Origin of the sequence: Halobaculum sp. EA56, from assembly GCF_051195075.1 — an archaeon.
Taxonomy (GTDB): domain Archaea; phylum Halobacteriota; class Halobacteria; order Halobacteriales; family Haloferacaceae; genus Halobaculum.
In genome coordinates, this window is sequence record NZ_JBNTJX010000044.1 from 1 (window position 1) to 5,990 (window position 5,990).

Genomic DNA, 5,990 nt, shown 5'->3' on the forward strand with positions numbered 1-5,990 from the left:
AGGGCCGACGCGTCCGTCGACACCGACGTTCCGGACCCGTTCCAGTACCTCCTCACGTCGTGTGACGTGTTCGTGCCACCGGAAGTCGTCGCGGAGCTTCGCGACATCACCTACTGGATATAGAGCATGAGGGGATCCAGAGAGCGCGGGAAGTCCGTCAGAAGGCCACGGTAACTGAGAAATATATCGTATGATTTATCATAACTCATTCAACACGTTGCCGTAGTGCGCTCCGTCCTATCGGGGATTAGCCGGCGAGAGGTGGTACAGTCGGTCGGCGGTTCGTTGATGATACCGAAGTTCTCGTTCGACGACGCAGAACAGCAGACGACCGTGCGGCAAACAGGAGAGACGGTGCGGCTTGAAAACAATCTTTTCGAGATTTCATTTGACAGGACGAATGGTGGGGTGCGTCAATGCCGTGACCGGCGGAATGGTACCACGTTCTTCACACCGGAATCCGATGCCCTTTCCTGGGCAATTGAATTATATTCAGACGAATATGACCACCTCGGTTTCGACTCAGAAGTAGCCCAGTTTGATGGCGTGAGTTCAGCTCAAACTGAGCGTGGGCAAGCACTCACGCTGACTTGGCAAGGTGCCACTGTCTTCGGCAGAACGGATGATACAGAGACACAAACGCGAGAGTATAACGGCCAGATCCGACTGACTGTCGAACTCCGATCAGGAGAACCATTCACGCGGTGGCATCTTACCGTAGACTCATCCGATAATCGCCCAATACGAGCACTAAAATACCCGTTTGTCACGGGTATTCAATCAACTTCAGACGAGGGGGACGCGCTCGTGTTACCGAAGCAATTCGGTCGACGGATAGCGTCGCCCATGGAGACACTCGATTACACACCGGATATCGAGTATCCGAGCTCCAGTGCAACGATGCAATTCACCGCCTATACAAGTCCATCAGCAGGCCTCTACACCGACACTAGGGATACAGGGGGACGCCAGAAGCTGTTTACCTGGATGCCAAGGCCTGAGAATTCACTGGGGCTCCACGTCGAGCATCAGTACCCTCGGACGGACCGGTCCACCGTCGAGCCGGCATATCCAACAGTATTCGGTGCTATACAGGGAGATTGGCATGATGCAGTCAACCGCTACACAGATTGGCTCACCTCTGCCGGGTGGTTGTCTGATGTCCCGCCGGAGCAACCTGATTGGATCGGTGATGTTGGAGTAACGTTCAAAGATACCAGTTATTGGCGTGATGGATTTGCAGAGCGATTTGATGAACAAGATCGATCATACGCAGCAACGCTTGAGTCAGCGAATACACTGAGAACGGCCTTGGATACACCGTTCAACCTGCTCCAGTCGGGATGGCAAAAACACGGGTACCCCGGGGTTGGCGATTGGTTCCCCCCTACGGAAGGGACAGAGGGGTTACGCGCCCACATTGAGGGCGCAGCAGCGGCTGAAATGCCGATGACATTGTTCTATAACCCGACGTTCATCAGCGAACAGTCTGACCTGTGGCAGTCTCAGGCCGAGACGGCAAAAAAGTGGATCCTCAAAGAACCTGATGGCTCACTCTCGACTGGGGAGACCGATCTCTCTGGGACAGTATATAATGTAGAGGTGACCCATGAAGACTACCGCCAGCGGGTGAAAGAGATCGTTACAACGGTCACTGAGATGGGGGCGCGAGAAATCTGGATTGACGGTGAACCACATGGGGCCAATCGAGTGTGTTACGATTCTAACCACGATCACCCGCCGGGACCCGGTGCGTGGTATCCTCGTGAGCTTCGAGCCTTGTTTAATGAGTTGGATAGCGCAATCACGGACGAGGCTGCAGGGACATTGCTAAGTGGGGAAGGGATTTCCGACTTTCTACTACCCTATCAGACGATTAGTAACACCAAAGACGTGAAAGCAGAGGTACAGGGGCAGTCGGTCATTCGACCAGAAGTGAGTATCATCCCTCTCGTAGAGTATGGACTCGGTCAGTACACGAGCACGCGATTTCAGAACGGTGAAGACCCAGTTCGAGGTAGCGAACTATCGAAGGAACTGATGCGAGTGATGTGGGCACGGACGCTCGTATTCGGGACGATGCCGTGGCTTCATGTCCTCGGGGATCCTGAGAGCGACAAATACTACCAGGATCTCCTCTCGTATATCGGCCGCATCGGTGATGCACGGACCAGTTGGGGGCAGCGATTCGTGAACACCGGTCGGATGCTTCGGACCCCAAATGTCCAGACTTCGCAATTCTCATTCACCGAGGACATCGTTGGCCAAGAACTCTCCTTCGACCGAATCCGAGCAAGCAGTTGGGAATCCGACCGGGGTGAACGGGCGATTCTTCTGACCAATGCCTCACCAGAGTCGGTCGAAACTACGATTACCCGAGACGGGCAACCGTTCGACCTGTCTTCAAACAGTATCAGTTACGCTGTTCACGACGGCACATACGAGCTACTCGGTACGCAGGAAGTACTCGAAGAGGTATCCTTACGACTGGAACCGAACGCGATAACACTCCTTGTGTTCGCTCCCCCTGCTGAAGGACAGCTATCGGCACTTGAGACACTGATCGAAGCACAGAACTCCGAGCAAGTTCCACTTGACTCGTCGCTTCTCACCGATGCAAAGCGTGCATTCGAGGCAGGAGAATACTCGACAGTAGAAGAACTGGCCGAAAAGGCTCTCTCGCCTTCGACAGAGACCTCTTCACCGACATCATCCCAAACGGCAACATCGCGAAGCACAGTAACAAAGTCGACCACCCGGACAACGAGCGTTGATTCGCCCGGGTTTGATCTCGCTGCGTCAATCACTTCGATGATTGCGGCACTAGCGGCTCTCTACCGGCAGCTGTCTGAGTCAGACGACGAATGAGGATTTTGCTGCCTGACTCTAACGACACTACGCTCTTCAGAAGCAGATTGTTGGTCGGATAGAGCTGGCGCTGTGAAAGCCTAGCGGACAAGGGTGACGCGGCAGCGTCACCCGAATGTAATGTTCCCATTTGAATTGCTGAGTTCGGAGGCGAGCGCCGCGAACCTGCTGGAGCAGGTTCGCTGGCGCGAGGGCCTCCAGTGCCCGCGCTACCGGTCTGGGTCAGTGATCAAACACGGCAGCTATCGGGAGTATCAACGGTATCTCTGTAAGGATTGCGACCGCACGTTCAACGACAAGATCGGCACGATCTTCGCCCACGCGAAGATCGGCCTCGACAAGCTCTTGTTCGCGTTCTACTCGTTCCTCCGGTTCAACACGAGTATCCGCCAGTTAGACGCTGAAATCGACGTTTCGTATCGCTCGATTCGCCGGCGCGTCGAACAGTTCGCCAGAACGCTCGACGCGCCAGCCATCTCCCTCGTTGGCCCGGTCGAGATCGACGAGTTCTACGTCTCTGCCGGAAAGAAAGGCCGCGAGCGCGACCGAGAGTCGCACTCGCGTGCCCTCTCGAAACGCGGACGAGGAACGTATGAGGGAGACAAACCGCCAGTGTTCACGCTCGTTGATCCCGCCAGCGGTCAGCGATACGCCGTGCCAGCGAGATCCGCCGACGAAGCGACCGTGCGACTCCTTCTCGACAACCGCGAGAAGGAGTCGCTGACGGTCTATACTGACGGATTTCGGGCCTACGATCCACTCGACGATGACGAGAGCTTCCACCGAGCATCAGTAATTTAAGATGACGGCGAGTACGTTGATTGAGACGCGCACGTGAACACCTGCGAGAGCCACGCGTCGCTGGCGCGACGGTGGCTCTCGCCGCATCGAGGCGTCTCAAAGGACAAACTAACAGCGTATCTCAGACCGTTCCAGCTTCGGCAACAAATCCTCCGCAAACCGGGTCGAGAGGCACTGAAAGAGATTGTCCGAGCAGTTCTCTGACTCACCAACAATGTACTTCACATGAGCGAACGACACTATTCCGTCGTGCTTCGGCAACCAATCAAACAGAGTTCGAGAGTGATCTAGAGATTACGTCCCGGTGAAGCCCCCAGACACGAATATTGCTGCTTCCTATGGTCCCCTTATTAAGTCTTTCAGGGGGTGCTTTCGGGAGAAGTGAATTTCTGGTTACTCTGTTGAGCCCCTCAACAAGGGATAGAGTGGAGACGGTGGTGAGTAGAGGAGAGAGACAAAGCGAACCTGCAGCGGGACCGAATCATATCCAGTTGAGCCAGTAGTCGACGATAACCCACAGGAGAAATCCGAGTGCCAATTTGATGTATACGCCATCGAGCCAGTCCATGAGTTCGTCATCGGACATGGAAAAATTCGGTGTGGGGGTGTGTGATGGTGAGATATCACTGATTCGGTTCTCAGTGCGTATCTAGCGATATGCGTTACTGCTGAATGTTTCTACTCGATAGCCGATTCGCACTGTGTATTCAGCGAGCCGTTATGAACGTCAACGCAATCTGGTAGAAATGCCAGCGGTACACTCACATACCTGCTCAGCGGACGTTCCACATCTCAAGACGGGGAACGAACAAGAGTTCCTTGCTGACTACTGGCTCTATACTCAGCACCCTATTGGAGTCAACACATGAGAATCTTACCGAGATCGCTAGACTCTATCAACACGTCAATGAGTAATGGATTCCCTCCGTTGCGGCCCGTTTGAACGTACGCGAACCCCAGTAGAAATAACCTGTTCGCTCGCCCATCGAACGAAAGCAACGGCGCGCAGTTCGATAGGAGGGATAACCCGCCGCAGTGGGGCGATTATACCTCTTGAAAACATGGGCGCTGCAGGCTTCTGTTCGACTGTCGAATGGTTCCACTTGGGGACTGTGAGGCGACCAAAATCAGCAGATCTGAGATACACCGAAAAGCACAGTAACCTGTGTATCCATAGATTTCTGTATGCCCACGATCACCGTCAACGTGGACGACGACCTCAAAGAGCGAATGGAGAACCACCCCGAGATCAATTGGAGTGAGGTCACGCGCCAAGCCATTCAAGAGAAGGTCGAGACGCTGGAGGTGATGGACGAACTAACTAGCGAGAGCGACCTCACCGAGAGCGACGTACAGGAGATCGCCGACAAAATCAACGAGAGCGGACGCAAGCGCGTTGACGAGGAATCGGCGTAGACACGACGAATGAAGCTGGTCATCGACGCCAACGTCGTCATCTCCGCACTCATCGCCGATTCGAAAACACGGGAACTCATCGTCACGCTCGAACCTGACCTGCTGACACCTGCGTTCGTCCACGACGAAATCGGGAACTACCAGGATCTGATCGTGGAGAAGTCCGGGATGGAACCGGACCGGGTGACACAGTTCACCGACCTCCTGTTCCAATACATCGAGGTCGTTCCCACCGACGATTTTTATCCGGCTATCGACCGAGCAGACGAAGCAATCGGTGACACCGACCCCGACGATGTACTGTATGTGGCGTGTGCGATAGCCTGTGATGCGTCCATCTGGAGTGACGATTCCGATTTCGACGAGCAGGATCTAGTTGAGACGTACTCAACAGGAGACGTCATCAACTCGTTCGACACGCCCTGACTCAATGTACGATTGATTTTCTGAATCGGCATCCGTTTGGCTGTACGCAACCCCCGGAGGGACACACGATCGTTCGGAATCATTCGCCCATCGAACGAAATCGTACTCGGCAGACACAGTAGACACATTCACTGCCTACCCCAGTCTATCGGATTCGAACTGTTCGAGGAGCGATGGGCGCTGTAGCTTCCGTTCGACTGTCGAATGGCTCCACTTGGGGGCTGTGAGGCGGCCGATCTGAGGGGACGAAATGAGGTCGTTTTCCGAAGCCTCGCAAACAACAGATTCTGTCGTTAGCGGAGCAAGAACTGAATTTCTGCGAAATGGATTTCTACGAAGTGAGACTCTACAAACGCTCCGACGAGCGCATCGTCGCTCTGGACCGGGCTGCCCGTACGGAGCGGTGGCGGACTGATCGCTCCCCGAATGATCTTGCACTCGCTGACGGCACGCTGTACGGCACCAGCGAGGGGACACCC

General features: G+C 54.7%; 3 protein-coding genes and 1 pseudogene. All 4 read left to right on the forward strand.

What is annotated here, in order from left to right:
- Positions 1–846 precede the first annotated feature (846 nt).
- The 4 genes and pseudogenes from ACQUQ1_RS21430 (at position 847) to ACQUQ1_RS21445 (ending at position 5,511) form a co-directional block, all read left to right on the forward strand.
- Positions 847–2,868, forward strand: coding sequence for a DUF6259 domain-containing protein (locus ACQUQ1_RS21430; protein ID WP_435066253.1), 2,022 nt, complete (start codon positions 847–849; stop codon positions 2,866–2,868).
- A 120-nt stretch (positions 2,869–2,988) separates the two neighbouring features.
- A pseudogene (locus tag ACQUQ1_RS21435) lies at positions 2,989–3,873 on the forward strand (IS1595 family transposase).
- Positions 3,874–4,854: 981 nt separating this feature from the next.
- On the forward strand, positions 4,855–5,085 hold the full coding sequence (locus ACQUQ1_RS21440) for a hypothetical protein (protein ID WP_435066254.1): 231 nt from the start codon (positions 4,855–4,857) through the stop codon (positions 5,083–5,085).
- 9 nt (positions 5,086–5,094) lie between these two features.
- Positions 5,095–5,511, forward strand: coding sequence for a PIN domain-containing protein (locus ACQUQ1_RS21445; RefSeq protein ID WP_435066255.1), 417 nt, complete (start codon positions 5,095–5,097; stop codon positions 5,509–5,511).
- Positions 5,512–5,990 lie beyond the last annotated feature (479 nt).